Source organism: Leifsonia sp. CL147, from assembly GCF_900114565.1.
In the GTDB taxonomy this organism is placed as follows: domain Bacteria; phylum Actinomycetota; class Actinomycetes; order Actinomycetales; family Microbacteriaceae; genus Leifsonia.
Window position 1 is genome coordinate 477,128 of record NZ_FOTM01000001.1, and the last position, 25,247, is coordinate 502,374.

The 25,247-nt window shown below is 69.8% G+C and carries 18 protein-coding genes; 14 read left to right on the plus strand and 4 right to left on the minus strand.

Going from position 1 to position 25,247, the window contains the following annotated elements; genetic code table 11:
* Positions 1–65: 65 nt before the first annotated feature.
* From BM287_RS02215 to BM287_RS02225, 3 genes are all read right to left on the minus strand, one after another.
* Entirely contained in the window at positions 66–908 is an 843-nt protein-coding gene (locus BM287_RS02215; RefSeq protein WP_170857390.1) for an alpha/beta hydrolase, read from the minus strand.
* On the minus strand, positions 905–1,960 hold the full coding sequence (locus BM287_RS02220; protein ID WP_090034590.1) for a hydroxyacid dehydrogenase: 1,056 nt from the start codon (positions 1,958–1,960) through the stop codon (positions 905–907). The genes BM287_RS02215 and BM287_RS02220 overlap by 4 nt, the downstream gene beginning before the upstream one ends.
* A 470-nt stretch (positions 1,961–2,430) precedes the next feature.
* A complete protein-coding gene (locus tag BM287_RS02225; protein WP_090034587.1) occupies positions 2,431–3,513 on the minus strand; it encodes a LacI family DNA-binding transcriptional regulator in 1,083 nt (360 codons plus the stop codon).
* Positions 3,514–3,619: 106 nt separating this feature from the next.
* On the opposite strand from BM287_RS02225, the gene BM287_RS02230 reads away from it, so the two are divergent.
* The 10 genes from BM287_RS02230 to BM287_RS02275 all read left to right on the plus strand — a co-directional run bounded on the left by BM287_RS02230 (position 3,620) and on the right by BM287_RS02275 (position 20,258).
* Positions 3,620–4,570, plus strand: a complete 951-nt coding sequence (locus tag BM287_RS02230; RefSeq protein WP_170857392.1) for an ABC transporter permease subunit — start codon at positions 3,620–3,622, stop codon at positions 4,568–4,570.
* Positions 4,567–5,544: a carbohydrate ABC transporter permease gene (locus BM287_RS02235; protein WP_090034579.1), complete on the plus strand. Its 978-nt coding sequence runs from the start codon at positions 4,567–4,569 to the stop codon at positions 5,542–5,544. Before BM287_RS02230 ends, BM287_RS02235 begins: the two co-directional genes overlap by 4 nt.
* 53 nt (positions 5,545–5,597) lie before the next feature.
* Entirely contained in the window at positions 5,598–7,160 is a 1,563-nt protein-coding gene (locus tag BM287_RS02240; protein ID WP_090034575.1) for an ABC transporter substrate-binding protein, read from the plus strand.
* Positions 7,161–7,284: 124 nt separating this feature from the next.
* Entirely contained in the window at positions 7,285–8,328 is a 1,044-nt protein-coding gene (locus BM287_RS02245; protein WP_244527823.1) for a LacI family DNA-binding transcriptional regulator, read from the plus strand.
* 187 nt (positions 8,329–8,515) lie between these two features.
* Positions 8,516–10,486: a glycoside hydrolase family 36 protein gene (locus BM287_RS02250; RefSeq protein WP_244527824.1), complete on the plus strand. Its 1,971-nt coding sequence runs from the start codon at positions 8,516–8,518 to the stop codon at positions 10,484–10,486.
* A 106-nt stretch (positions 10,487–10,592) separates the two neighbouring features.
* The gene (locus tag BM287_RS02255) at positions 10,593–14,885 is read left to right on the plus strand and encodes a putative Ig domain-containing protein (protein ID WP_090034565.1); all 4,293 of its coding nucleotides are present in this window, start codon (positions 10,593–10,595) and stop codon (positions 14,883–14,885) included.
* 237 nt (positions 14,886–15,122) lie between these two features.
* On the plus strand, positions 15,123–16,133 hold the full coding sequence (locus tag BM287_RS02260) for an aldo/keto reductase family protein (protein WP_090034562.1): 1,011 nt from the start codon (positions 15,123–15,125) through the stop codon (positions 16,131–16,133).
* Positions 16,134–16,213: 80 nt separating this feature from the next.
* A complete protein-coding gene (locus BM287_RS02265) occupies positions 16,214–17,986 on the plus strand; it encodes a LuxR C-terminal-related transcriptional regulator (RefSeq protein WP_090034558.1) in 1,773 nt (590 codons plus the stop codon).
* Between the two features lie 94 nt (positions 17,987–18,080).
* Positions 18,081–19,166: a flavin-containing monooxygenase gene (locus tag BM287_RS02270; RefSeq protein ID WP_090035566.1), complete on the plus strand. Its 1,086-nt coding sequence runs from the start codon at positions 18,081–18,083 to the stop codon at positions 19,164–19,166.
* A 297-nt stretch (positions 19,167–19,463) separates the two neighbouring features.
* Positions 19,464–20,258, plus strand: a complete 795-nt coding sequence (locus BM287_RS02275; protein ID WP_170857393.1) for a sigma-70 family RNA polymerase sigma factor — start codon at positions 19,464–19,466, stop codon at positions 20,256–20,258.
* Positions 20,259–20,286: 28 nt separating this feature from the next.
* On the opposite strand, the gene BM287_RS02280 is transcribed toward BM287_RS02275, so the two are convergent.
* Entirely contained in the window at positions 20,287–21,228 is a 942-nt protein-coding gene (locus BM287_RS02280; protein ID WP_090034551.1) for a glycosyltransferase family 9 protein, read from the minus strand.
* Positions 21,229–21,538: 310 nt separating this feature from the next.
* Between BM287_RS02280 and BM287_RS02285 the strand changes: the two genes are divergently transcribed.
* From BM287_RS02285 to BM287_RS02300, 4 genes are read left to right on the plus strand one after another with little or no spacing between them, the layout of a single operon-like run.
* Positions 21,539–22,105, plus strand: a complete 567-nt coding sequence (locus BM287_RS02285; RefSeq protein WP_090034547.1) for an HAD-IIIA family hydrolase — start codon at positions 21,539–21,541, stop codon at positions 22,103–22,105.
* The gene (locus tag BM287_RS02290; protein WP_090034544.1) at positions 22,099–23,250 is read left to right on the plus strand and encodes a glycosyltransferase family 9 protein; all 1,152 of its coding nucleotides are present in this window, start codon (positions 22,099–22,101) and stop codon (positions 23,248–23,250) included. The genes BM287_RS02285 and BM287_RS02290 overlap by 7 nt, the downstream gene beginning before the upstream one ends.
* Positions 23,247–24,506: a glycosyltransferase gene (locus BM287_RS02295; protein ID WP_090034539.1), complete on the plus strand. Its 1,260-nt coding sequence runs from the start codon at positions 23,247–23,249 to the stop codon at positions 24,504–24,506. Before BM287_RS02290 ends, BM287_RS02295 begins: the two co-directional genes overlap by 4 nt.
* A complete protein-coding gene (locus BM287_RS02300) occupies positions 24,503–25,204 on the plus strand; it encodes an SDR family oxidoreductase (RefSeq protein ID WP_090034536.1) in 702 nt (233 codons plus the stop codon). Before BM287_RS02295 ends, BM287_RS02300 begins: the two co-directional genes overlap by 4 nt.
* Positions 25,205–25,247: the final 43 nt, after the last annotated feature.

The following is a 25,247-nucleotide window of genomic DNA, read 5'->3' on the forward strand; positions in this document are numbered from 1 at the left end:
AACTGCGTGGAACTAGTTTCAGAGATGGTATGCCGGATTGTGCGAAACCGCCACAGGCAGTTCCGTCAGGCCGGGGCGGAGCTCGGACGGTCACCGGGCTCGGCGGCCAGGACGGAGTCGAGGAAGGCATCCACCGTGGCGTGGAACCGCTGCCGTTCGTCGCGCCGGATGAAGTGCCCGGCTCCCTCGAACACCTCCACTTGCGCGCCGAGCGAACGCTCGATCGCGCGGTGGGCGGCGGTGTTTCCGATGCGCACCGTCCCGGTGACGATGAGGACGGGGACGGACCGTTCGGCGAGATCGCTCAGCAGGACCGGCCACGGGCGGCTCGGGATGACATCCCCGTGCCGGACGAGGGCAGCATCCATCTGCGCCTTCGACGAGGACCAGCCGGCGAGCTCGTCGGCCGGCCAGGCGGGATGCATCGCTGCGGCCTCCTCGCGGCGCTCGTCATCGGTGAGCTCCTGCTGGCGGAGCAGCCAGGCGGTCGCGGCTTTCGCGACGTCCGGGTCCTGGTGGTGGGTGACGGGCAGGCGCCAGAACGGATCCTCGAGGACCACGGCGTCGACCTCCCGCCGGGTGCGCGCGGCGACGGCGGCAGCAGCCGAGCCGCCGGCGGAGTGACCGAAGAGGATCAAGGGCTGGTCGGAGTCGTCGCACCAGTCGTCGACCGTGCTCAGCAGCTCGTCGACGATGATGTCTCCCGGATGGGACCGCAACTGCTCCTCGGTCCAGCGGCGCGACGAACCGTGTCCCCTCGGATCGATCGCCAGCACCCGGAATCCGCGGCCGGCCCAGTGCCGGCAGGTCGCCTGCAACGACTCGGCGGACTCCGAGAGACCGGGAATCGCGACGATGGTTCCCCTCCGCGGGTCGCGGGGGAGCGTCGCGACGACATGCAGGGTCACCGGAGCGCCTCGGGGAAGGCGAGGGGCTGTCCGCGGGTGACGCGCTCGAGCTCGCCGGCGACGTGGTCGCCCATCCGCCGGATCTCCGATCCCATGGAGCCGGCGATGTGGGGTGTGAGGAAGACGTTCGGCATCGTGTAGAGCTCGCTGTTCCGCGGGAGGACGTCGGGGTGGGCCACATCCAGGATGGCGTCGATCCGGCCTGTGCGCAGCTCGGCGACCAGTGCCTCCTGATCGACGACGAGGCCGCGGGACGTGTTGATGAGCGTGGCGCCGTCCTTCATCGCAGCCAGCTGCTCCGCGCCGATCATCTTCGTCGTGGCGGCGTTCAGCGGCGGGTGCAGTGTGACGACGTCGCTGACGGCCATCAGCTCGTTCAACTCCATCAGCTCCACGCCGAGCCGGGCGGCCTCGTCCGCAGGGAGGTACGGGTCGTAGACGACGACGTCGACGTCGATCCCGCCGAGCCGTTCGATCACGATGCGACCGATCCGTGAGGCCCCGACGATGCCGACGGTCTTGCCGACGTTGCCTGCGGTCGGGAATTCGAGCTCCCGGTCGATGAAGCTGCGCCGCTGCCCGTACAGCCGGTGCGCCTGGAACGTGCTCTTGTTCGCGAGGATGATCATCGCCATCGTGAACTCGGCCACCGGGATGGCGTTCACCCAGCCGGCATTCGACACCTGGATGCCGCGGTCGTGGGCCGAGGCGGGCAGCAGCGCCGCCGCTTGGCCGCCCGCGTGGAGCACGTAGCGCAGCCGCGGGGCGGCATCGAGGTCGGCGTCGGTCAGAGCGGGAGCACCCCATCCGGTGATGAGGACCTGCGCCCGGCTCAGCGCGCGGCGAGCCTCCGGTCGGCCGAAGGATACGAACGGGTGAGGATGCGCCGGCCGCGACCCCGGGATCCGCAGCGCGCGCATCCCGTCCCCGAAGAGACGCTCGGCCAGTTCGGGCGGATCCATCGCCAGCACGAACTCCACGGGTGCGTCTTCGGTCGGTTCGGCCGGCTCGGCAGGGGCCGAGGATGTCGAAAGGCCGGGTGCGCTCGTCATGGAAACCTCATCGGATCGTGTGTGCGGCGGAAGTGGCTGATCTGAAACTAGTTACACAACGGCCAAAGCGCAAGATCCCGTGTGGCGTGCGCAGTCCGCACTTCGCGGGCAACGGAGGCGTCCTCGGCCGTTTACGTCCCGCAACTCCTCCCTTTCCCGCTGATGCGCCGGTGCCTCGCCGACTTCTCCTCCCTTTCCGGCGCCGTCGGAAACGGAGGAAGCGAGCCCGCGGTACTCCGGTCAGGTGCGGAAACGGAGGAATCCGTTGCCCCTAACAGATGCGTCTCCTCCGAAACGGTCGACCACACCCCCAGCTGCCCTCGGACCGCAGCCCCACCATCGAGTCCGCACAGACTGCACAGGACACGCCGTGTCAGCGTGCAATCTTTGCGGACTCGACGGTGGGGCGCGACGGTGGGGCGCGACGGTGGGGGCGAGAACGTCGGGCAGCGGGCCGCGAGCCGCGGCGGCTACGACCGGGGGGCCGCCGCCGAGCCGCGACGGACGAAGTGGGGCTGCAGCAGGACGCTGGAGGCGGGCCGCAGTCCGAGCGCGATCTCCGCGGCGGCGACGCCGACCTCGAAGAACGGGGGGTGCACGGTCGTCAGGCCGGGTGTCAGGTCGCCGACGATCGGGACGTCGTCGAAACCCACCACCGACAGATCCTCCGGTATCCGCACTCCCACGTGGCGCGCGGCGCGGTAGGCGCCCACGGCGATGTTGTCGGTCATGCAGACGATCGCTGTCGCGCCTGTCTCGTCGGCGAGCAGCTGCGCCACGGCGCGCTCGCCGTGGTCCTCGTAGTTGAGGCTCTCGCGGACGAGACGGGCGTCGACGGCGATCCCGTGGCGCTCGAGGGCCGCGAAGTAGCCGTCCATCCGCTGTTCCGCCGTCGTCATCCCGCGGGGTTCGCCGACGTAGGCGATCCGGCGGTGCCCCGACCGGACCAGTTCGTCGACGGCCATCCCGACACCCGCGCGCTGGTCGTAGTCGACGGCGACGAGGGACGTTCCGGCGACCGGGGGGCGGCCGCAGAGGACCAGCGGGGCGCCGATGTCCGCGAGGTCCCGGGCGTAGGCGGCCACCCGGGCGTCGAACGCCGCATCGGATGCCGTGGAGCCGACGAGAAGGACGGCGGCCACACGCTGTTCGCGCAGGGTGGCGATGAGCTCCGCCTCGCGCTCTTCGGAACCGTTCGTGGTGGACATGAACAGCAGGTGACCGTTCTCGCCGGCGACGCTCTCGACGCCTGCCGCCAGGGAGGCGAACGTCGGACCGATCATGACCCGGACGATGAACGCGATCGTCCTCGGTCCCCGGCCCTGCATGGCACGGGCCAGGCCGTTCACCACGTAGCCGAGCTCCTGCGCCGACGCGAGCACCCTCGCCCGGGTCGCGTCGTGCACTTTCGTGCTCCCTCCGAACACGCGGGAAGCGGTTGCCGGGGACACGCCGGCGTGCGCCGCGACATCCCGAAGATTGACGGCGCCGACCCTTGCCGGGCCCCGCGATCCCCCTGGGCGGCTGCGTCTCGCCCCTTCGCTGCTCTCCATGCTCGGATGGTACAGCGTTGCTTGACGCGCACGTGGCGGGTGGGTTATGTTGCCCGTTAATGAAACTAGTTCCACGATGGTTGTGGAACACCAGCAAGGAGTTCATGTGCAACGAAGCGCTGCCGTCGCTCTTCCCAAGCGGCGCAAACCGACATCCCGGGGAACCCTCGGCCTGCTGCTGCTGGCCCTTCCCGGAGTGGTGTGGTTCCTGATCTTCGCCTACGGCCCTATGGCCGGGCTGGTGGTGGCGTTCAAAGACTTCAATATCAGCCAGGGCATCTTCGGCAGCGCCTGGAACGGCCTGGACAACTTCAGGTACTTCCTCGCCAGCGGGGATGCGCCGCGGATCGTCCTCAACACCGTTGTCCTGAACACCCTCTTCCTCGGCGCCTCCCTGCTCGCCGGCCTGCTGCTCGCCCTGATGCTCAACGAGATCCGCGGGCACTTCTACCGGCGGTTCATGCAGTCGACCATCTTCTTCCCCTACTTCGTCTCGCCGATCATCATCGCGATCATGCTCCAGGTGGTGCTCTCGGGCGTCGGCGGCCGCGGCGGTCTGCTCAACAACCTCCTCAGCGTCGTCGATCTGCCGCAGGTGAATTGGTACACGGAGCCGGGCGCCTGGCCGTGGATCCTCACCATCGTGAAGGTCTGGCAGCTGGGCGGCTACACGTCGGTCATCTTCCTCGCGGCCATCACCTCCATCCCCGAGGAGGTCTACGAGGCGGCGGCCATCGACGGAGCGAGCCGGGCGCGGATGGCCCTGTCGGTCACGACTCCGTTGCTGCTGCCCACCGTCGGCATCCTCGTGGTGCTCGGCATCGGCCGGATCTTCTTCGGCGACTTCGCGACCATCTACGCGATCGTCGGCGACAACGGCACCCTCTTCCCGACCACCGATGTCATCGACACTTACGTGTTCCGTTCCCTGCGGACCATCGGCGACTTCGGGACGACGGCGGCCATCGGTCTGTTCCAGTCCGTGGTCGGCTTCGTGTTCGTCACCGCGGCGGTGCTCGTGCAGCGCCGCGTCGATCGAGAAAGCAGCATCCTGTGAGCACCACGATCACCGGCCGGACCCAGACGATCACCGACCTCGACGCCGCGGCGGTCCTGGATGACACGCAGAGCACGAGAAGGAGCGCGCGACCCAAGCGCCGCCGTCCCGCCCGGTTCGAGCCGTTCACGCTGGTCAGCTACGTATGCGTCACCCTGTTCGGGCTGTTCTGCCTCATCCCGCTGTGGATGATCATCGCCGGCTCGTTCACGGACGAGTCGGCGCTGGCGCGCACCGGCTACAGCCTGTGGCCGGCGCCGTTCTCGACCGCCGCGTACCAGATGCTGTTCTCGGGCGGCGCGCTGGTGACCAGCTACGGCGCGTCGCTGTTCATCACGATCGTCGGAACCGCGCTGTCGCTGTCGTGCACGGCATCCCTCGCCTGGGTGATCGCCCGGCGGCTTCCTCGGATCAGCCGGCCGCTGACGATCTTCGCCTACATCCCGATGCTGTTCACCGGAGGTCTCGTCCCGCTCTACCTCCTGGTCACGCAGGTGCTCAGCCTCAACAACAACTGGTTCGCGGTGATCCTGCCCGTCATGCTGGCGCCCTTCCTGATCTTCGTCGCCGTCAGCTTCTTCCGGCAGCTGCCCGAGGAGATCCTCGATTCGGCCCGGATCGATGGCGCCGGCGAGCTGCGGATCTTCTTCCAGATCGTCATCCCGCTGTCGAAGCCCATCCTCGCGGTGCTCGGCCTCTTCTATGCCGTCACGTACTGGAACGAATGGTTCATGGCCCTCCTGTTCATCTCCGACCCGAGCCTGTATCCGCTCCAGCTGACCCTCCAGAACCTGATCGCCAACGTCACCAATGCCGCCAGCCTCCCGGGTGCCACCGTCTCCCAGGCCGCTGCCCCGATCTACCAGCTGCGATTCGCGATGACCGTCCTGACCATCGCGCCCATCCTGCTGGCCTACCCGTTCGCTCAGCGCTTCTTCGTCAAGGGCCTCACCCTCGGCGCGAGCAAAGGCTAGCGAGCACCCCTACCACCCCCAACCAGAGCTGTCCCACAAAGGAGTATTCGGACATGTCAACCAGCACCCTCAATCGGCGCGGGTTCCTCGCCCTCACCGGCGCAGCGGGTATCGGAATCGGCCTCGGCCTCGCCGGCTGCACCCCCACGGGTTCCGCCGCAGGCGCCCTTTCCGGCACCTCGCAGGCGATCCTGCCCTCGACCGCACCGAGTACATGGAACACGGTCCTCGCCCAGGCGAACAAGGCTCTCCAGAAGGAGCACGGCTTCACCCTGGATGCGCAGTTCATCAACTGGCAGAACTACGGGCAGCAGGCGCTTCTCAAGTTCACGGCCGGCGCCAAGTTCGACACCGCGCTGCAGGCGCTGTGGCTGAACATGGCCCAGCTGCAGCAGAGCCACTCCCTGGCCGACCTCACCCACGAGATCGACAAGTGGCCGAACTTGAAGAAGCAGCTCTCCAGCCAGCTCATCGAGTCGAACAAGTGGAGCGGAAAGCTCTGGGGCATCCCGCAGGTGAACAGCGCCGCGCGCCTGCAGCACTTCAGCATCCGGAAGGACCTGGCCGGCAAGCTCGGGTTCGACGAGATCCAGGACTACGACACGCTGGAGAAATACTTCTACGACGTGAAGCAGAAGGAGGCCGGCGTCACGCCGTTCGGTGTGGCCTCCAACCAGACGTTCGAGCTCGTGCTCGGGACGCCGAGCGGGCTGTTCAACCAGCACTCCTGGCAGAACCCGACCGAGGCGTATGTCGCGCAGTTCGCCGGCTCCGGGCTGTGGTTCGTCTTCGACGAGAAGGCGGCGGAGAACGGCACCGTGAAGCTCGTCCCCCTGTGGGAGGACGAGGGTGTGCTCGGCGCGTTCGCGAAGATCCGCCAGTACTACCAGGACGGGATCATCAACGGGGATGGCCTCAACGCCGAGAACGCGACCGTCCAGGCGCAGTTCAAGGCCGGCAAGTACGCGGGCACGTGGGCGATCACGGATGGGACGGCCAGCAACATGCTCGTCGCCCTCCGCAAAGCTGTTCCCGGAGCGGATCTGGAAGAGGTGCTTCCCTACGGGAAAGCCTTCACCTCGGTCAAGCCTCTGCAGACCTTCCAGGCGGACAACCTCGTCGTCGTCAACGCCAACGGCGGGAACGTGGAGCGGGCGCTCGCGCTGCAGGACTGGCTCTCCGTCGAGAAGAACCACGACCTGGTCGAGTACGGCATCGAGGGCAAGGACTGGGAGGCGACGTCCGACGGCGGCATCAAGCAGCTGAGCGACTACGCCTTCCCCGGTTTCGCGCTGCTGTGGCGCTCGGGTCTCGAGCGCAAGTCGTCGTTCATGACGGACTCGGAGAAGAAGGTGTTCGCCTGGGCACAGGACTACGGCAACTTCACCAAGTCGGCGTACGCCTCCTTCATCCCGGACGTCACGCCGGTGAAGCAGGCCGCAGCTCAGATGAACAACGTCATGACTCAGTACGCCAACCCGCTCTACTACGGAGTGGTCGACGTCGCCAGCCAGCTCGACAAGCTGAAGAAGGCCGCCGACTCCGCCGGCGTGAACGCCCTTCGGGCCGAGATGGAGAAGCAGGCGAACGCGTACCTCAAGGCGCAGAAGAAGTAGTCCGCCCCTCTTTCCTGGACGGCAGGGGCCGCACCGAACGGTGCGGCCCCTGCCTGGTCTCGCCCGCGGAGCAATGCGCCCTCTACCCTGGGGGGACGCACTTCTGCGCGGAAAGGACCCGAACGTGCCCAAGCGCGCTGACACCAGACCGCCGACGCTCACCGATGTGGCACGGCTCGCCGGCGTCTCGGTGCCCACCGCATCCCGCGTCCTGAACGGCGGCGTCCGCGGGGACGCCAGCGGAACCGCCGAGCTGCGCGAGAGGGTCCGCTCGGCGGCACGAACGCTCGGCTACGCGCCGAACCCGGCGGCGCAGACCATCAAGGGAGGCCGCAGCAAGACGATCGCACTGCTCGTGGGCGATATCGAAGACCAGGGTTCTGCGACCATCATCGCCGGCGTCATGCATGCGGCCGAGCGGCGGGGGCTCTCCGTCGCTGTCCGTGCCACGGCCGACGACGCCCGCCGGGAGCGGCGCATCCTCGAGGCGCTCCGCGGAGAACGGCACAGGGGCGTCATCGTGGCGACCGGCCGGACGGTGGATGCGGCACGCGAGGCGGCCATCGGGCGGGAACTGGGAGTGCTCTCCGAGCAGGGTGCGCGGGTGGTCGTGATCGGCGACAGCACCCTCGGCTTCCCGCACGTGACGATCGACACCGCGGCGGCGGCAGCGGCGCTCGCCGGCGCCCTGGCGGACGACGGCGCGCGGAGCTTCGCCATCCTGGCCGGCCCGGAGGAGCAGATCACCTCGCGTGACCGCGTCGCCGGATTCCTCGCGGGGCTCGAGAGCCGCGGGATCCCCGCGGAAGGCGTCCGCATCGTGCATGAGGAGTTCTCGCGCAACGGTGGATACGCGGCCTTCGGTGAACTCGGAGAGGGCGCGAGCCGGTTGGATGTCGTCGCGGCGATGAGCGACGCGATGGCGGTCGGGGCGATGGTGCGCGCCAGAGAGCTGGGCATCCCGGTACCGGGGCCGCTGCAGATCACGGGCTTCGACCGCGTCCCGATGATCTCCGACCTGCTCCCGGAGTTCAGCACGGTCGAGGTGCCGCTGGAGGCGTTCGGGGAGGCGGCGGTCTCCCTGGTGCTCGACGGCACGGAGAGCAAGGTCGACGCCGTCACGTTGAAGGCGGGGCCCTTCCTGCGAGGTCGACGCATCGCTCCCTGAGCCGCGGTCTTGTCGGTCTGATTGGATAACGCTATCCTCTGATGAACCCGATCAAGGAGTCACCATCGTCATCGAACTCGCCCCGGAGCAGTCCATCGATCCCTTCCTCGCCGAGCTGACGTGGAGCGATGACTCGCCGCTGTCGGTGGCCGGCCTCGACGGCTCCGATTTCGCCGGACGTTCCTCCGTGGCGTTCGTGCAGCTGTTCACGGCGAACGAGCAGCGTGCGCGCACGAGTCAGGCGTACATCCACTCGGCCGTCGGCGACCGGCTCCGCGTGGTGGAGCACCGCGTGCACGAACGCGAGGACCACCGGGAGCTCACCGTCGTGCAGGCGGACGAGGTCACGGGACTCATCGCCACCACGACGATCCGGCGTCCCGTGGATGCGGCGGCCTACGCCTTCCAGACCACCGTCACGAACGGGTCGGATGCGCCCATCACGATCACGGCCCTCAGCTCGCTGGCCCTCGGATTCGGACACTCGGAGGACGAGCTCGACCGTGTGCTGCTGAGCAGCGCCCGCAGTGAGTGGCTCGCCGAGGACCGGTGGTCCGAACAGCCGGTGAGGACAGTGCTGCCGCGGCTGAATCTGGCCTTCCACGGCCAGGACGGACGGGGCCACCATGCTGTCAGCAGTCACGGCGCCTGGTCCACCGGCGAGCGGCTGCCGGCCGGTCTCCTCCTGCGCGAGGGCGGCGCGGCGATCGCGTGGCAGGTGGAGTCGAGCGGGCCGTGGCAGTGGGAGCTGTCGCAGGCGCGTGACGGAGGGGTGCTGACGATCCTCGGGCCCACCGATCTCGAGCACCACTTCGCGGTCACCCTCCAGCCGGGAGAGAGCTTCACCGGCGTGCCGGCCGCCGTCGCCGTCAGCGCGAACGGCCGAGACGGAGCGCTCGCCGAACTGACCCGGTACCGGCGCTGGCTGCGCGTTCGCAACCAGGGACTCGATGGCCTGCCGGTGGTCTACAACGACTTCATGAACACGACGATGGGTCAACCGTCCACCGAGGTGCTGCTGCCGCTCATCCACTCGGCTGCCGATGCGGGGGCGGAGTGCTTCTGCATCGACGCCGGATGGTACGCGGATCCGGCGATGGGGGACTGGTGGCCGGCCGTGGGCGAGTGGAGGGAGTCGGCGGAGCGCTTCACCAACGGCCTCGGTGAGGTCATCCATGCCATCCACTCCCGCGGGATGCGCAGCGGAATCTGGCTGGAGCCCGAGGTGGTCGGCGTCGCCAGTCCCGTGGCGCAGCGGCTTCCCGAGGAGGCCTTCTTCCGGCGGTTCGGCGAACGCGTGGTGGAGCACGAGCGCTACCAGCTCGATCTTCGGCATCCCGCCGCCCGAGCGCACCTCGACGGTGTCGTCGACCGGCTCGTCGAGGAGTTCGGGATCAGCTACTTCAAGCTCGACTACAACATCAATCCAGGCGCCGGGACCGTGGGTGCGGGTGGGGAGGACGCGGGTGCGGGCGCCGGTGCGGGCGCCGGGCTGCTGGCGCACACCCGCGCCTTCCGCGACTGGATCGCCGGCGTGCGTGCCCGCCACCCCCAGGTCAGCATCGAGAACTGCAGCTCCGGTGGGATGCGCGCCGACTACGACCTCCTGGCCGTCACGCAGCTGCAATCCACCAGCGACCAGCAGGACTTCCGCCTGTACCCGCCGGTGGCGGCCTCGGCGCCGGCGACGATCCTGCCGGAACAGTGCGGGAACTGGGCGTACCCGGCGGCCGCGATGAGCCGGGAGGATGTCCAGTTCACCCTGGTCACGGGGCTCGCCGGCAGGCTCTACCTCTCCGGGTTCCTGAACGAGCTCGACGCCGGAGCGCGAGCGATGGTGGCGACGGCGGTGCGACTCCACAAGGCCTGGCGCCCGTGGCTGGCCCGCAGCGAACCGTTCTGGCCGCTCGGCTTGCCCGGCTGGGACGACGAGACCGTGTGCCTCGGCCTGACCGACGGTGTCGCGACGCGGGTCTTCGTCTGGGACCGGGCCGAGCGCGCTCGACGGATCACGCTTCCCGGAGCGGGCCGCGGCAGCGAGGCGTCCGTGCTGAATCTCGCTGACGGGGCCGACGCGTGGACGGCATCCCTCGACGGTCCGGATCTCGTCGTGGAGACCCCTCCCGGCCTCTCCGCTCGCGTCGTCGAGCTCCGCTAGCGAGGCTTGACCTTCCTCCGCAAGCCTGGCAAACTGCCCTTCGAGTGGATAACGCTATCCACTCCACTCGCGGCGACGAGGCCGCGCACCCCTGGAGGAGAAACGCATGTTCGCACTGCGGAGCACTCGCGTAAGCATATTCACGTCCGTCGTCGCGGCAGCCGCACTCGCGGTCGGGACCTTCGTCCCCACCGCAGGCGCCGTGGCCGAGACCGCGAGTGCCGCGAGCGCGGGAGCCGCCGCGGGCACCGTGGGCGCCGCAGACCCGGCCGTCAGCGATGCGGTCGTGATCGAGACGACCACCAGCTCCGCCGGATTCGTGCACCCTGGCATCGGCGTCGACGCAGGGAGCCTGGAGAAGACGCGAGCGCAGCTGCTCGCGGGCGCCGAGCCGTGGACGGACTACTTCCACGGAATGGTCGTCACCAAGTACGCCAGCCCCACCCTCGGCTCGGCCAACCAGGGTGCGGGCGACGGCGTTCCGGCGACCGACGCCTTCGACACCGTCGGAGTCAGCAACAAGCTGTTCGCGGACTCGAGCGGTGCGTACACGCAAGCAGTCCTGTACTACCTCACCGGAAACCCGGTCTACCGGGAGAACGCGCTGAAGATCATCCGGATCTGGAGCCACATGGATCCGGCCAAGTACAAATTCTTCACCGATGCGCAGATCAAGACGGGTCCCTTCGTCTACCGGCTGATCGCCGCCGCCGAGCTGCTGCGCTACACCTCCGCGCTGCCGGCGGCCGATGGGTACCCGACGTCGTGGACCGACCGGGACACGACGGATTTCAGCGCGAACTTCGTCGTACCCGCCGTGCAGACCTTCGACTACGGCAACGCCTGGTACATGAACCAGGGGACCCTGCCCTTGCTCGGCGCGATGGCCGGCTACATCTTCACGGATAATCGGGCCAGGTACGACCAGGGCGTGGAATGGTTCAGCGTCAACTCGACCGCGCCGAACCAGGACGTCAACGGCGCGCTCGCCTCCATGTACCGGCTGATCGAGAAGAGCGACCCGCGCAACCCGTACGGTTTCTCCTTCGTCAACCACATCGAGATGGGACGCGATCAGGCGCACGCCGCGGACGACGTGCTCACCCTCACAACGCTCGCCAGGATCGTCGCCACGCAGAAGACGCGTCTCGATCCGGTCGCTGGAACCGTCTCCACCGCCGCGAACGCGGTCGATCCGTACGCCTTCCTCGGCGACCGGCTGCTCGCCGGCTCGAACGCATTCGTCGGCTTCATGATGGGCTACAGCGTGCCGTGGATCGACATCACGCAGCAGGGCGGTTCCCTGGCCCAGTCCTACCGGGGGCGCTGGAGCAACTCGCTCAACGAGCTCTACCGGATCTACACGTACCAGGAGCACGTCGACGTCGCGAAGGTCGCGCCGTACATCGAGCAGCAGTTCGAGCAGCGGGACGGGCCGCTGTATTACAACTTCAACGTCAACGAGGTCGGAACCGCCGTCGGCTCCGACGGCCTGCAGAGCTTCTGGGGCGGCACCCTCACCGGTGACGACTACTGGCTGTCGATCCCCGCAGCGGCGAAGGGCGAGAAGGAACCGGCACCGCAGAAGAACCTGCCGTTCGTCCAGAAGGCGTCGGTGATCTCCGGGAAGGCGACCGCCGTGACCGAAGGCGATCGCACCTTCCTGCGAACCGCCGTGCAGAAGAAGCCCGCAGTGATCGCAGTCCGCACCATGCAGTACGGAGCGCGGACCGGCTACAGTCCCGTCGCGATCGAGGTGCGCACGGACTCCGTGTCCACGCTGGAGGTGCGGCGCGTACCCGACGCCGCTCCGTACACGACGATCACCGTTCCCGACACAGGCGGACACTGGCGCACGATCACCTACGACATGAACACCGCCGTGGTCTCGCCCGCGCAGATGGGCGACAACAACATCGTCTACTACTCGTTCAGCGGTCAGAAGGGCCGGATCGATCTCGACTACGTCACCGCGAACGCGGCCGCCGACGTCACCCCGCCCGTCTTCCCCCAGGGCACCGGGACGACGCTGATCGGGGTCGAAGGGGCGCAGCTGTCCGCGGACCTCTCCGCCCAGGACTCCTCGACGACCGACACCGTCGCGTACTCGCTGTCCGTCGCCCCGAAGGGCGTGAGCCTGAACCAGTCCACCGGAGCTTTGCTCTGGACGCCCACTACGCAGCAGGTGGGCGACCACACCATCGTCGTCCAGGCCGACGACGGGACGACCGACACAGCGCTGAATGTGCGCGCGCGGATCGCGAAGGACCGCGCCGACGCGATCACCCTCGCCGAGGACGGTTTCGATCCGGCCACGGTGTACACGACAGTGAGCCGATCGCCGTTCTACGCGGCGGTGGCCGCTGCGACCGCGCTCGCGGCATCCGGCAGCGACGCGGACTTCCTCGCCGCACTGGTGAAGGTGCAGGAAGCCGTCACGCGGCTCCAACTGCTGAACCCCAGGCTCCCGGATGGAACCCTCGACTACCACACGATCGCGACATCCTCGCTCGGTTCCACCGTGCTCGGCTACCTGGTGGACGGAGACAACTACACGTTCTCGGGCGACCTGACCGTCCGGTCCTTCACGGTCGACTTCGGCCCGGCCTACCGGGTGAAGGCGAACGCCTTCGGAATCCAGGCACGACAGACGTTCGGGAACCGCTCGCAGGGGAGCAACGTCTACGGGTCGAACGACGACGTCACCTGGACGAAACTCACCACGGCGATGACCACGAACACCAACGCGATGGAGACTCTGCCGGTCGATCCCTCCCTCACGGACAAGACGTTCCGGTTCTTCAAGGTGCAGGTCGACCAGCCGGGGGCGCCGACGGATCCGAACTTCCCCGGAATCTTCAGCGTCGCCGAGTTCCACATCCACGGTGACCGTTCCGAGGCCGTGGACCGGATCGCGACGGCGACGATCTCGTCGAACGACCCCGTTCCGGGCATCGCCACCGACGGGGACACCGTCACGGTCGCCTTCACGACGACGGAGCCCGTCACGAATGTGGCCGGCACCATCGAGGGAGCGCCCGCGACGGTCACGGGTTCGGACACGTCGTGGAAGGCTCAGGCCGTGCTGCCCGGCACCATCCCCTCGGGCCAGTACGCCGCGTTCTCGATCGGCTACACCACCGCGGATGGAAGGACGGCCGACCCGCTCGTGGTCAGCAGCGATGGGTCGAAGCTGTTCCTGTCGAACTCCTCCGGGCTGGTGGCGAACGTTCCGGCCATCACCACGCCGGTGGCGCCGGACGGGACGGTGGAGGCGTCGAAGGTCCCGTATGTGGCCAAGATGTTCGACGACAACGCCGCCACGTTCTCCGACGTGGGCTCGATCAACAGTCAGTACTACATCACCCTCGACTTCGGCGACGGCGGCTCGCTCGCGCTCGATCACGCCGAGCTGCTGGTCCGTCAGGACAGCAACGGCACCAGCCGGGCGCCGAGCCTTCACCTCGAAGGATCGAACGACCAGACGACCTGGACCGTGCTGACGAACAACGCGAAGCCGACCCTCGATTGGCAGACCTGGGGGCTGCGGCCCGGAGTGTCGCCCACGCCGTACCGCTACCTCAAGATCGCGAACAACAACTGGATCAACATCGCGGAGCTCCGCCTGTTCGGAACGCGGCTCGCACCCTTGCCGAGCTCGGTCACCTCGGCGCACATCGCATCCACCGGGGCAGTGGGCAGCCGCGCGGTGAAGGGCGACACCGTCAACGTCGACTTCACCACCTCGGAAGCGATCACGGGCGTCTCGGCCACGATCGACGGCAACCCCGCGACGGTCACCGGCTCGGGGACGACGTGGCGGGCGTCGCTCGCCCTGACTTACGACGCACAGCCGGGGCGGAAACTGCCGTTCCGGGTGCAGTACTCCGGGCCGGCCGGAGAGACGCGGCAGGCGCTGGTCCGCACGACGGATGGCTCGACCGTGTTCCTTTCGTCGGACCAGAGCGTGATCCAGAACGTACCGTCGCTCGCGGCGGTCGTCTCGCCGACCGGGCAGCCCGAGACCGCCAAGCAGGTGTACGTCGACAGGATGTTCGACTCGAACCCGGCCACGTTCTCCGACATCGGGCCGGTCAACGGCCAGTACTACGCCATCCTCGATTTCGGCGCCGGCCACACTGTTGCGCTCGATCACGCGGAGCTGCTCGTCCGGCAGGACAGCAACGGAACCGGCCGAGCGGGGAACCTGCACCTGGAAGGCTCCAACGACTTGACCACCTGGACGACGGTGACGAACAACGCCGTCGGGACGCTCTCGTGGCAGACCCTTGCCGCCCCGGCGGGACAGCCCGCCACAGGATACCGGTACCTCAAGATCGCCAACACGGACTGGATCAACATCGCCGAGCTTCGGCTGTTCGGCGCCTACGGCGACTGATCCGCGTCTGCGCCCACCGCATCCCTCCCGCCGAGGTGCTCGTTGTTGCACGCCCGCACGGCGTGTCGGCTGCAACAACGAGCACCTCGGCGGGAGTGGATGCGGGTGTGTGCGGGAGGTCGAGCCGATTCAGAGGGTGGAGAGGTGAATTCGAGAAAGGGGACCTGTTGGACTCCTGAATGGGGGAGCGCCTAGCATCGCAGAGACGACCTCGTTCAGCGGTGAAGGGAAACGACTGTGCAGTTCAGGTACCTGGGCAACTCCGGCTTCAAGATCTCCGAGATCACCTACGGCAATTGGCTCACCCATGGCTCCCAGGTCGAGAACGACACGGCCGCCGCGTGCGTCCGGGCCGCTCTGGATGCGGGCATCACCACGTTCGACACGGCCGACGTGTACGCGAACACGGCGGCGGAGACCGTCCTCGGCGAGGCGCTGAAGGGGGAGCGCCGGCAGTCGATCGAGATCTTCACCAAGGTGTTCGGGCCGACCGGGCCCAAGGGTCACAACGACGTCGGGCTGTCGCGCAAGCACATCCTCGAGTCGATCGACGGGTCGCTCTCGCGGCTGCAGACGGACTACGTCGACCTGTATCAGGCGCACCGGTACGACTACTTCACTCCGATCGAGGAGACGATGCAGGCGTTCGCCGACGTCGTCCGGCAGGGCAAGGCGCTCTACATCGGCGTGAGCGAGTGGACGGCCGAGCAGCTGCGGGCCGGCGCCGCGCTCGCGAAGGAGCTCGACATCCAGCTGATCTCGAACCAGCCGGAGTACTCGGCGCTGTGGCGGGTGATCGAGGCTGAGGTCGTCCCGGCCTCCAAGGAACTCGGTATCTCACAGATCGTCTGGTCCCCGGTGGCGCAGGGCGTGCTGAGCGGCAAGTACCGTCCGGGCGCTCCGTTGCCGGAAGGCAGCCGGGCGACCGACGAGAAGGGCGGTGCGGGCGCCGTCAAGCGGTGGCTCACGGATGACGTGCTCACCCGCGTTCAGGAGCTGACGCCGATCGCTCGGGAACTCGGCCTGACCCCGGCGCAGCTCGCCGTCGCCTGGGTGCTGCAGAACGAGAACGTGGCCACGGCGATCATCGGCGCCTCCCGGCCCGAGCAGGTTCTGGAGAACGTGAAGGCTTCGGGCGTCACGATCCCCGCCGAACTGCTCGCGCGGATCGACGACGTGCTCGGCGATGTCATCGAGCGCGACCCGTCGCACACCCGGGAGCGTTCCCCGAAGACCCGCGAGGCCTGACCGACCGGCGCTCCTTCCTCCCTCTTTCTGTGACGGCGGAGGAGGAGCGCCGGACGCAACGCCGGCGTCATAATGAGTGGATGGCGGACGCCCTGAGCGAGGCCCGCACGGCTTTCGCGAGCCGGCGCTGGGAGGACGCGTACGCCCTCTTCGCGCAGGCCGACGCGAGCGCCGCTTCGGACGCCGCCTCGGACGCCCACGCGGCCGCCGGCGCAATCGACGCCGACGCCGACGCGGCCGCCGGCGCAGACGCCTCGGACGCCGCCGCGGATGCGGCATCCGCACCCCTCGGGCTGGTCGACCTCACCCGGTACGCGCGCTCCGCCGCTCTGACCGCCCGCGACCCGGAGGCCTTCGCGCTGCTCGAACGCGGCTACGGGCTTTCGCTGGCCGCCGGCGAGGAGCTCACCGCTGCGGACTGCGCGTTCTGGCTGGGCTTCCGGCTGTTCTCCCTCGGTGAGGCCGGCCGCGCCCAGGCCTGGCTCGAACGTGCGCGGGAGCTCGCCGACCGCCACGGCGACTGCGTGCAGCAGGGATACCTGCTCGTGCCGCGCATCCACCGGGAGCTCCTGGCGCACCGCAACCGGGAGGCGCTCGCCCTCGCCCGGGAGGCGGTCGCCTGCGCCGAACGGCACGGTGAGCCCGATCTTGCGGCTCTGGCCCTCCAGCTCGGCGGGCGGGCGCTGATCGAGGACGGCGACGTCGAGGCGGGCATCCGGATGCTGGACGAGGCGATGCTCACCGCCACGTCGGCCGTCGCCGGCGAGCTGACTCGTGGCCTCGTCTACTGTGCGGTGCTGGGATGCTGTGACCGTGTCTTCGCCGTGGACCGAGCACGGGAGTGGTCGGCGGTCCTGGGCGAGTGGTGCGATTCGCAGGCGCAGCTCGCTACGTTCAACGGCACCTGTCGTGTTCACCGGGCCGGGTTGTTCCTGTTTGCGGGGGAGTGGGATGCCGCGCTGAAGGAGGCGGACCGGGTCGCGACGGCTCCGGCCGCGGACCGGCGCGAGCGCGCCGGCGCCGCTTACGAGACGGCCGAGGTGCTCCGCCTGCGCGGTGCGTACCCGGACGCCGAAGCGCACTACGCGGCCGCAGCCGCCGGGGGCGTGGATCCGCAGCCCGGACTGGCCCTCCTCCGGCTCGTCCAGGGAGACGTCGCGACGGCGGCCGCCGGAATCGGGCGGGCTCTCGGCACGACGTCCAGCCCGCTGGGACGGGCGCGGCTCCTGCCCGCAGCGGTCGAGATCCTCCAGGCGGACGGCCGCGACGACGAGGCGGCCGCTGCCGCACGAGAACTGGCGTCGATCTCCGAGCGCTTCGCGACTCCGGTCCTCCGGGCCGAGGCGGCGCACGCCGCGGGCCGCATCCTGCTGGCCGGTGGAGACCCGGCGGCGGCCGTGGATCCGCTCACGCAGGCGCTCGCCGGATGGCAGGAGCTCGGTGCCCTCTACGACGAAGCGCGCGCACGCCTGCTCCTGGCCGAGGCGTTCGACGCGCTCGGCGACGCGGAGGGCGCGCGGATGCAGCGAGAGACCGCCCGGTCCGCGTTCGAGGCGCTCGGCGCGGCGGGTGCTCCCGGCGTGCTCGGCCCATTCGGTGCGCCCGGTGCGCCCGGCCCCCTCGGCGCTCGGGACCGGAGTGACCCCGCGGGGCCCAGCATCCTGAGCCCGCGCGAGGCGGAGGTGCTCCGGCTCGCGGCGACCGGGATCACGAACAAGGAGATCGCGCAGCGGCTCGGGCTCAGCGCGCGGACCGTGGACCGCCACGTGAGCAACATCCTCGCGAAGCTGGGCGTCCCTTCTCGCGCGGCGGCCACAGCGTACGCGTACGAGCACGACCTGCTCCACGTCTGAGCCGTCCCGGCTGGGTGGAAATACCCATCCCCGGCGCCGAGTCCGGCCCGATACGCCGATGCGCACCCACGCGCGTGAAACCTACCGTGAGCGCATGGACACCACGACAGACACGCTCGTCATCGGCGGAGGCCAGGCCGGACTCTCCGTCTCGTACCACCTCCGCCGGCTGGGGGTCGAGCATCTCGTGCTCGACGGCCGGGACCGCATCGGCGACGCCTGGAGAAGCAGGTGGGACAGTCTCGAGCTGTTCACGCCCCGCCGCTACGACGGCCTCGACGGGATGCGGATGCCCGGCGACCCTGCCGGAAGCCCCTCGAAGGATGAGATGGCGGGTTACCTGGAGTCCTACGCGGCCCGGTTCGGCCTGCCGGTTCTGACCGGCCGGCGGGTGACCGCCTTGAGCCGCGACGGCGACGTGTTCACCGCCGAGACGGCAGCCGGCGCCTTCCGTGCGGCCCGGGTGATCGTCGCGATGTCGAATTATCAGCGACCGCGCATCCCGGCCTTCGCCTCCGAACTGGATGCCGGGATCCGGCAGCTGCACGCCGTCGCCTACACGAGTCCCGCACAGCTTCTGCCGGGCAGAGTGCTCCTCGTCGGCGCCGGCAACTCCGGGGCGGAGATCGCCAAAGATCTCCGCGCCGACCACGAGGTGGTCCTCGCGGGCCCGAGCACGGGTGAAGTACCCGGCTCGTACACCGGGTTCCTGAACCGGCACCTCCTCGTGCATGCCCTCAACGGCGTGGTGTTCCCGCACCTCCTGTCCGTGAACACGCCCGTGGGGCGCCGCGTCCGGCCGAAGGTCATGAGGCGCGGCGTCCCCCTCATCCGCGTGAAGGCGCGCGACCTGGAGCGTCTCGGGGTCGTCCGTGCCGCGCGCGTGACCGGTGCGCGCGACGGACTGCCGGTCGTGGACGGCGCAGCTCTGGAGGTGACGAACATCGTCTGGTGCAGCGGCTACGATCCGGGATTCGACTGGATCCGGCTTCCCATCCTCGATGACCGCGGCGAGCCGCGGCACGATCGCGGGGTGGTCCCCGAGGTGCCGGGGCTGTACTTCGTCGGCCTGCACTTCCTGACCTCGATGGCGTCGGCCATGGTGCACGGCGTCGGGAGGGACGCCGCCCGGATCGCTTCGCTCGCTGCGTCGCCGGTGCTTCAGCCGGAGGCCGCTTGAGCTCCGCCGCACGCGGGGTACTGTGAGCGGCAGCTTCCGAGACCCCGTAGCTACGGGTATGGGGAAATGAAACCCAGGGCCCGGCCCTCGTGCCGGGTCCTGGCTCTGCGTTCACGGGGCCGGCAGAGGGAAGCACCGAGCGAGCGCTTCGTCAACCGGTCCTCCTTCTTCTCCTCTCGGCTTGATTTCGCCGGGAAGCGGGCGTCTTCTCGTGACGAGGCCAGGCGAGGCGGCACCCGCGACGACGGATCCGCCCGCGGCGATTCACGACCGGACACAGCCGAAGGAGGACTTCCCGTGCGCATCGACGACCGATCCGAAGAGCAGGTCTCCGCGTCCGATCCCCGCCCCGAGCCGGAGATCGTCAACGAGCTCGTCCTCGGCAACCTCGGCCTGGCGGAGGCGATCGCCCACCGCTACTCCCACGGCCGGCACGACACCGGCGACCTCCAGCAGGTCGCGTATCTGGGTCTCGTGAAGGCCGCTCATCACTTCGACCGGCGCAAGTGCGACGACTTCGCCCTCTACGCCGTCCCCACCATCTCGGGCGAGATCAAGCGGTACTTCCGCGATCTCGGCTGGTTCATCCGTCCGCCCCGGCCGGTCCAGCAGCTGCGGTCGCGCCTGGCGTCGGAGGGAACGCAGCTGGCCCAGGAGCTGGGACACCAGCCGACCCCGGCCGAGCTCTCGTCATCGCTCGGCGAAGATCTCGCTCTGGTCAACGAGGCGCTATCGGCTCACGAGAGTCTTCGGCCCTCGTCGCTGGATGCCCCGTGCGGGCCGGGCGAGGACAGCCAGGTCCTCGGCGACACGATCCCGAGCCCGGACCCGGGCATCGAACGCGCGGAGATGATGGCGGCGCTCGGCATCGCCTGCCGGCGGCTGAACCTGCGGGATCGACGGATCCTGTACCTGCGCTTCTTCGAGGACAAGACCCAGCAGGAGATCGGCGACCTCCTCGGCGTCACGCAGATGCAGATCTCGCGCCTGCTCACGCGCATCCTCGCCGATCTCCGGAAGCAGCTGGGCCCGGAGGACGAGGCGGTCGCCCGGAGCGCCGTGGTGGCGGAGCCGGAGCGCGCGGTCGGCTGAGCCGGGCGGTCGCGGCGCAGCAGGGCGGTCAGCTGAGCAGTGCGGACGCGGCGCGCAGCACATCCTCCACCTGAACCGCCATCAGCGCGGGATCGGGCTCGGCGCCGAACGTGTCCCCGACCCGCAGGCGGGCGTCGGTCAGGACGATGTGCGGTCCAGGCGGCGGACCCCATTCCTCGACGGGCGCCGGGCCGAAGATGATGACCGACGGAACCCGGTACGCCGACGCCAGGTGCGCCGCACCCGTGTCGGCCGAGACGACGATCCTCGCGTCGGCGATGACGGATGCGAACTCACGCAGCCCGATCCGGCCGGCCAGGATGCGGTTCTCCGGCAGGCCCGCACGTTCGGCGACGGCGACCGCCCGGTTCCGTTCGGCCTCGCTGCCGGTGAGCACGACCTCCAGCCCGTCCCGTTCGAGTGCGCCGACCACCCGGGCGAAGCGCTCGACCGGCCACTGCCGGCAGCCGTAGAACGCGCCGACATGGACGACGGCCGCTCCGGGTCTGCTGCTCGCGCCCGGGTCCCGCAGCGCGACATCGTCCGGGTCGGCCGGCATGCCGTGCGCGGTGACCAGGCGCGCCCAGCGGAGGCGCTCGTGGATTCCGTCGAGCCACTCCGGTCCGTCCCAGCCGGGGGCACGATGCCCGACCTTGCGGCGGGCGTCGAGCGCATCCAGAAGCTCCCTGCTCTCCGGCCCCGCGCCGTGCAGGTTCACCACCGTTTCGACGCGCCCGGACTGGATGCGCAGGGGCGCATCCAGCCCGGGCGTCGGCAGGAGCGCATCCACCCCCTCCACCAGGTCGAGGATCGGATCGAGCCACCCCGGCACGGCCAGGATCAGCCGGTGATCGGGATGCGCGCGCTTGATCGCCCGGATGGCGGGCACGGCCACCAGGAGGTCGCCGAGCTTGAGCGCGCGCAGAGCGAGCACCTCCGGGGTCCCGTCCGGATCGCCGAGCAGTCTCATGCGCCCACCAGTACACCTCCCCGGCCGTCCGCGCTGCCGTCGCGGCCGTCCGCGCTGTGTGCGCTGCCGTCCGCGCTGCCCGTCGCGCAGTGTGTGCTGCCGTCCGCGCTGCCCGTCGCGCAGTGTGTGCTGCCGTTTGTAACGAATGCGCATGCTCGCCGGACCGCAATTGTTCCGAACCGCAGCACTCGCGGTCGAACCCGGGTGCGGGATGCGGCGACCGCAGCACTCGCGGGTCGAGCCGGGCGCGGGATGCGGCGACCGCGGGGCCGGACGTTTATCCGCCGCTTCTCCGGGGAACAGCAGCATCATGGCTCGTTTCCGTATGCCCGGTGTCGAGGCCGTCCTGTTCGACCGCGACGGCACCCTGATCGAGGACGTCCCCGGCAACGCCGATCCCGAACGCGTTCGCCCGCTGCCGGGGGCGGCCGAGGGCGTCGCGCTCGCGCGCGAATGCGGTGTCGGTCTGGGCGTCGTCACCAACCAGGCGGCCATCGGGGACGGCCTCCTGTCGCCCGAGGATGTGGACAGGGTGAACGAGCGGGTGGATGCGGTGCTCGGCCCGTTCGACGTGTGGGAGGTGTGCCCGCACCGCGCGGAGGACGGGTGCGCGTGCCGGAAGCCACGGGCCGGGATGATCCTCTCGGCCGCCCGGCGGATGGGCGTCGACCCCGCGCGGGTCGTGGTCGTCGGGGATGTCGGCAGCGATCTGGAGGCGGCGATTGCGGCGGGTGCGGCCGGCATCCTCGTGCCCACCAGCCGGACGCGTGAGGAGGAGGTCCAGCGCGCTCCCCGGGTCGCGTCGTCGGTCTACGCTGCGGTCTCGTCGCTCCTGGAGCCACCGCTGCCGGGCGACGGAACGGACGGCGCATGGTGACCGGCGATGAGGCGACCGCTGCCTCCCGCCGCGCAGCGTCCCGCAGCGCGCTCGTCGCCCGGCTGGACAGCCTCGGCGATGTGATCGTCTCGGGCCCGGCGATCCGCGCCATCGCGGCCTCCGCCGAGGTGACGCTGCTCTGCGGACCCAACGGCGAGCCGGCCGCGCGTGCGCTGCCCGGAGTCCACGAGGTGCTCGTCTGGGACTGTCCGTGGATCAGCAACCCGGCTCCTCCTGCGACGCCCGAGACCCTCGGCGAACTGACGCAGCTCCTCGGTGACCGGGTGCCGGAGGAGGCGGTCATCCTCACGTCGTTCCATCAGTCCCCGCTCCCGCTCGCGCTCATGCTCCGTCTGGCCGGGGTCGGGCGCATCACGGCGGCGTCGGTCGACTACGCCGGCAGCCTCCTGGATGTGCGGCTCCGGCCGGGCGAGGACCTCGACGAGGAGCAGCCCGAACCCACCAGAGCGCTCGAGATCGCCGCGGCGGCGGGCTACCGCCTCCCTCCCGACGACGACGGACGCCTGCACGTGCGGCGCCCGGCCGACGTCGCCGACCTCCTCGGAGACGATCCCGGACCGTACGTCGTCGTGCATCCCGGAGCATCCGTCCCGAGCCGTCGGTGGCCGGCCGGGCATCACCGGGAAGCGGTCCGGCTGCTCACTGCGCAGGGCCTCCGCGTCGTCGTGACCGGTGGCCCGGGAGAGCGCGAGCTGACCCGCTATGTCGCGGACGGCCGAGCGACGGATCTCGGCGGCCGCACCGATTTCGGCCGTCTGGCCGGCGTGCTCGCGGAGGCCGCGGCCGTGATCGTGAGCAACACGGGACCCGCCCATCTCGCTGCCGCGGTCGGCACCCCGGTGGTCAGCCTGTACTCGCCGGTACTGCCCGCCATCCGCTGGGCGCCCTACGGGGTGCCCGTCGAAGTGCTGGGCGACCAGGATGCGCCGTGCCGGTCGACGCGCGCACGGGAGTGCCCGGTTCCCGGGCATCCGTGCCTGAGCGGGGTCTCTCCCGCGGAGGCCGTGGAGGCGTGCCTGCGCCTCGCGGCTCCGCGACTGGAGGCTGTGCGCCCCGCCGCCCGGACCGCGGCCACGGTCCCCGCCGCCGCCCACCTCCCCGAACAGAACGGACAGTTGTCATGAGAATCGCCATGGTTTCCGAGCACGCGAGCCCGCTCGCCGTTTTGGGCGGCGTCGACGCCGGCGGCCAGAACGTCCACGTCGCCGCCGTCTCCACCGCACTCGCCGCACGCGGGCACACCGTCACCGTCTATACGCGGCGGGACGATGCCGTTCTCGGCGAGCGCGTGCCCCTCGCGCCCGGCGTCGAGGTCGTGAACGTCACCGCGGGCCCGGCGCGCTCCATCCCGAAGGACGACCTCCTTCCCTATATGGATGCGCTGGCCGCCGGGATCCGCGCGGACTGCCTCCGGACCCGACCGGACATCATCCATGCGCACTTCTGGATGTCCGGCGTCGCCGCGCTCCGCGCCGCGAACGAACTCCGGGGGCACGACGGCGTGAACCCGCTTCCCGTGGTCCAGACCTTCCATGCCCTGGGGACGGTGAAGCGCAGGCACCAGAAGGCGGAGGACACCAGTCCCGTGGAACGCGAGACGCTGGAGCCGTGGGTCGGGCGGTCCGTGGACGGAGTGCTGGCGACGTGCTCCGACGAGGTGACCGAACTCCGCGCCCTCGGTGTCGATCCCGCCGCGATCAGCGTCGCGCCGTGCGGGGTGGACACGGAGCTGCTCAGTCCGGAGGGTCCGGCCGTCCCGAAAGGCAGACGGTTCCGGATCGGCGTGGTCGGGAGGCTGGTACCGCGCAAGGGCGTCGACCTCGTCATCCAGGCCCTCGCCCGGTTGCGCGCCGACGGCTGGGACGACCTCGAACTCGTCATCGTCGGCGGTGGCGACCCGGGTCCGGGCGAGAAGGACCCGGAGGTGACGCGCCTCCAGGGGATCGCCAGTGAGCTGGGCGTCGCGGATCGGGTGATCTTCCGGGGACGCGTGCCGCACGACGAGCTGCCCGAGACCATCCGTTCGTGCGATGCGATCGTCTGCGCCCCCTGGTACGAGCCGTTCGGCATCGTGCCGCTGGAGGCGATGGCCTGCGGCGTCCCGGTCGTCGGTGCGGCGGTCGGCGGTCTGCTCGACTCGGTGGTCGACGGTTCCACCGGCATCCTGGTGCCTCCGCGCGATCCGGAGGCGATCGCGTCGGCCGTCGCCCGGGTGCTGTCCGACCCGGCGCTCGCTCGCCGTCTCGGTGCGAACGGTCGCCGGCGCGCGGTCGACCTCTACACCTGGGATCGGGTGGCCGGGTTGACCGAGGAGTGCTACCGGAAGCTCCTCGAGACCTCGCAAGCTGTCGCGATGACAGGGAATGGAGCACGCATATGAATCGGAACGAGCAGTCGGGACCCGGTCGGGTGCTGATCACCGGAGGCGCCTCCGGCCTGGGGAGCGCCGTCGCACAGGCGGTCGAGGACGCGGGCGGAACGGCGATCGTCTTCGATCGCGACACGTCGCCCGCCGATCGTCCCCAGTACCGGGTGGATGTGTCCGACAGCCGCGGAGTGGAGCAGGCGGTCGCCGAGGTCCTCGACGAGTTCGGCGGCCTGGATGCGGTGGTCACGGCTGCGGGGATCGACCGGCCCGGACGGCTCGACGAGGTCGCGGCGGACGATTGGGAGCGGATCGTCCGAGTCAACCTGCTCGGCACGGTGAGCGTGACCCGGGCGGCTCTGCCCGCGCTCACCCGGTCTCACGGGCGCGTCGTCACTGTCGCGTCGTCGCTCGGTCTGAAGGCCGTCCCGGAGGCGACCGCCTACTGCGCCTCCAAGTTCGGCGTCATCGGGTTCAGCCGTGCGCTGGCCGCCGAACTGCGCGGAACCGTCGGCGTCACGACGATCATCCCCGCCGGGATGAAGACGCACTTCTTCGACGGCCGCTCGGAGCAGTACAAGCCGCAGGACGACTCCCGGTTGAACGATCCCGCGAACGTCGCCGCGGCCATCCTCTTCGCCCTGTCGCAGCCCGCCGACTGCGAAGTCCGCGAACTCGTCATCTGCCACGCCCAAGAGGAGTCCTGGCCCTAACCCTCCCCGCCCCCCACCATCGAGTACACGATGCTTGCACGCT

What these genes read in the sequence shown, in the direction of transcription:
- BM287_RS02220 (WP_090034590.1), bottom strand. Translation starts at nt 1,960, where the DNA reads ATGACGAGCGCACCCGGCCTTTCGACATCCTCGGCCCCTGCCGAGCCG.
- BM287_RS02225 (WP_090034587.1), bottom strand. Translation starts at nt 3,513, where the DNA reads ATGGAGAGCAGCGAAGGGGCGAGACGCAGCCGCCCAGGGGGATCGCGG.
- BM287_RS02240 (WP_090034575.1), top strand. Translation starts at nt 5,598, where the DNA reads ATGTCAACCAGCACCCTCAATCGGCGCGGGTTCCTCGCCCTCACCGGC.
- BM287_RS02255 (WP_090034565.1), top strand. Translation starts at nt 10,593, where the DNA reads ATGTTCGCACTGCGGAGCACTCGCGTAAGCATATTCACGTCCGTCGTC.
- BM287_RS02265 (WP_090034558.1), top strand. Translation starts at nt 16,214, where the DNA reads ATGGCGGACGCCCTGAGCGAGGCCCGCACGGCTTTCGCGAGCCGGCGC.
- BM287_RS02270 (WP_090035566.1), top strand. Translation starts at nt 18,081, where the DNA reads ATGGACACCACGACAGACACGCTCGTCATCGGCGGAGGCCAGGCCGGA.
- BM287_RS02280 (WP_090034551.1), bottom strand. Translation starts at nt 21,228, where the DNA reads ATGAGACTGCTCGGCGATCCGGACGGGACCCCGGAGGTGCTCGCTCTG.
- BM287_RS02285 (WP_090034547.1), top strand. Translation starts at nt 21,539, where the DNA reads ATGGCTCGTTTCCGTATGCCCGGTGTCGAGGCCGTCCTGTTCGACCGC.
- BM287_RS02290 (WP_090034544.1), top strand. Translation starts at nt 22,099, where the DNA reads ATGGTGACCGGCGATGAGGCGACCGCTGCCTCCCGCCGCGCAGCGTCC.
- BM287_RS02295 (WP_090034539.1), top strand. Translation starts at nt 23,247, where the DNA reads ATGAGAATCGCCATGGTTTCCGAGCACGCGAGCCCGCTCGCCGTTTTG.
- BM287_RS02300 (WP_090034536.1), top strand. Translation starts at nt 24,503, where the DNA reads ATGAATCGGAACGAGCAGTCGGGACCCGGTCGGGTGCTGATCACCGGA.